The sequence below is a fragment of the Pectinatus brassicae genome, assembly GCF_014201835.1.
Lineage (GTDB): Bacteria > Bacillota > Negativicutes > Selenomonadales > Selenomonadaceae > Pectinatus > Pectinatus brassicae.
The window spans coordinates 1-3,020 of sequence record NZ_JACHFH010000067.1 but is presented as its reverse complement, the minus strand read 5'-3'; the positions used below and the strand labels follow the sequence as shown (position 1 = coordinate 3,020).

The following is a 3,020-nucleotide window of genomic DNA, read 5'->3' as shown; positions in this document are numbered from 1 at the left end:
TTTGTTGCTCGTTGAAATTAAGTTAAGCTCTCGACTTATTAGTATCAGTCCGCTTCATGCCTCACAGCACTTCTACTCCTGACCTATCAACCTCGTCATCTTCAAGGTGTCTTCTTAGCTTACGCTATGGGAAACCTCATCTTAAAGCAGGTTTCACGCTTAGATGCTTTCAGCGTTTATCCTTTCCGAACGTAGCTACCCAACTGTACCCCTGGCGGGATAATTGGTACACCATTGGTTCGTCCACTCCGGTCCTCTCGTACTAGGAGCAGCCCTCTTCAAGTTTCTTACGCCCGCGATGGATATGGACCGAACTGTCTCACGACGTTCTGAACCCAGCTCACGTACCACTTTAATGGGCGAACAGCCCAACCCTTGGGACCTGCTCCAGCCCCAGGATGTGATGAGCCGACATCGAGGTGCCAAACCTCCCCGTCGATATGGACTCTTGGGAGAGATTAGCCTGTTATCCCCAGGGTAGCTTTTATCCGTTGAGCGATGGCCCTTCCACTCGGTACCACCGGATCACTAAGCCCTACTTTCGTACCTGCTCGACTTGTTGGTCTCGCAGTCAAGCTCCCTTCTGCCTTTGCACTCTTTGCGCGATTTCTGTCCGCGCTGAGGGAACCTTTGGGCGCCTCCGTTACTTTTTCGGAGGCGACCGCCCCAGTCAAACTGCCCGCCTGGCACTGTCTTGAAGGTCGTTACTCTTCCAGTTAGATGCCCGTTAAATGAAGGGTGGTATCCCAACAATGACTCCATACACACTGGCGCATGTATTTCCAAGTCTCCCACCTATCCTGTACGTCATTTACCGAATATCAATGCCAAGTTACAGTAAAGCTCCATGGGGTCTTTCTGTCCAGTCGCGGGTAACCTGCATCTTCACAGGTATTTCAATTTCACCGGGTCCCTCGTTGAGACAGTGCCCAAGTCGTTACACCTTTCGTGCGGGTCGGAACTTACCCGACAAGGAATTTCGCTACCTTAGGACCGTTATAGTTACGGCCGCCGTTTACCGGGGCTTCAATTCAGAGCTTCGAATTACTTCTAACCCCTCTTCTTAACCTTCCGGCACCGGGCAGGTGTCAGCACCTATACGTCAGATTTCTCTTTCGCAGGCACCTGTGTTTGTGCTAAACAGTCGCTTGGGCCTCTCTTGTGCCACTGCCTTCAGCTCCACCCGTTTGGGATTCACCGCCTGCAGCTATCCTTTTCCCGAAGTTACGGATATATTTTGCCGAGTTCCTTAACGAGGGTTGTCCCGCGCACCTTAGGATTCTCTCCGTGCCTACCTGTGTCGGTTTTGGTACGGGCGCTTTGTTTCTAACTAGAAGCTTTTCTCGACAGCATAGCTCACTTAAATTTGACTCATCCGTAGATTCGTCTATCTATCACTTCTCGGCCTTTTTGTGCAGCGGATTTGCCTGCCGCACAGCCTACCGGCTTCGACGCGCTCTTCCAATCGCGCGCTCAAGCTGCTTTCTGTGTCACTCCATTGCTCAAACAAAACAAAACGGTACAGGAATTTTGGCCTGTTGTCCATCGCCTACGCTTTTCGCCTCGGCTTAGGTCCCGACTTACCCTGGGACGACGAGCGTTGCCCAGGAACCCTTCGGCTTTCGGTGGAACAGATTCTCACTGTTCTTTTCGTTACTCATACCGGCATTCTCTCTGCTGTACGCTCCAATGCTCCTTACGGTACACCTTCAATCGCATACAGTATGCTCCCCTACCCAGCACATATTATTATATGCTGCCACGGCTTCGGTTCTGTGCTTTAGCCCCGGAAATTTTCGGCGCAGAGCCTCTCGACCAGTGAGCTATTACGCACTCTTTTAATGGTGGCTGCTTCTGAGCCAACATCCTGGTTGTTTATGAAGTCCTACATCCTTCTCCACTTAGCACAGCATTTGGGACCTTAGCCGGTGATCTGGGCTGTTTCCCTCTTGACTATGGGTCTTATCACTCACAGTCTGACTCCCGATTAATTAATTATAGCCATTCGTAGTTTGACTAGGGTCGGTAGGCTTTACGCCCCCTTACCTGATCAGTGCTCTACCGTCTATAATCTTCCATCGAGGCTAGCCCTAAAGCTATTTCGGGGAGTACCAGCTATCTCCGCGTTCGATTGGCATTTCACCCCTATACACACCTCATCCCAAAGTTTTTCAACACTCACGGGTTCGGTCCTCCACGCATTTTTACCTGCGCTTCAACCTGGGCATGCATAGATCACTGCGGTTTCGGGTCTACACCATATTACTAGTCGCCCTGTTAAGACTCGCTTTCGCTTCGGCTCCGTGTCTTCCACTTAACCTCGCAATATAATGTAACTCGCCGGTTCATTCTTCAATAGGCACGCTGTCGCTCGCTTACGGAGCTTCAACTGCTTGTAGACATACGGTTTCAGGTTCTATTTCACTCCCCTTCCGGGGTTCTTTTCACCTTTCCCTCACGGTACTATGCGCTATCGGTCGCCAGGTAGTGTTTTGCCTTGGAGGGTGGTCCCCCCAGCTTCTCGCAAGGTTTCTCGTGCCCCGCGATACTCTGGATACTGACCTCATTAACTAACTTTTCGTCTACAGGGGTTTTACCTCCTACGCCTGACCTTTCCAAGTCATTCGACTAAGTTCTTTAATGATTATGTCAGTCCTCAACCCCATAAAACCGAAGTCTTATGGTTTGGGCTTTTACCCATTTCGCTCGCCGCTACTCTGGGCATCTCGTTTGATTTCTCTTCCTCCGGGTACTTAGATGTTTCAGTTCCCCGGGTCTGTCCCCCTTACGGGTGATAGGACTTCTCCTATCGGGTTGCCCCATTCGGATATGTATGGATCAATAGATGCTTGCTCTTCCCCATACCTTTTCGCAGCTTACCGCGTCCTTCTTCGACTCCTGGCGCCAAGGCATCCACCGTATGCCCTTATTCGCTTAACTTTGTCAGTATTACCATAATCATCATCCTGCTTCGTCAGTGCTTCATCTCACTCATCAATGTATAAAAATACATTTTCTTC

General features: G+C 50.4%; 1 rRNA gene. It reads right to left on the bottom strand.

The window, feature by feature from the left end:
- Positions 1 to 18: 18 nt before the first annotated feature.
- Positions 19 to 2,940: ribosomal RNA gene (locus HNR32_RS13535) — 23S ribosomal RNA — on the bottom strand.
- Positions 2,941 to 3,020: the final 80 nt, after the last annotated feature.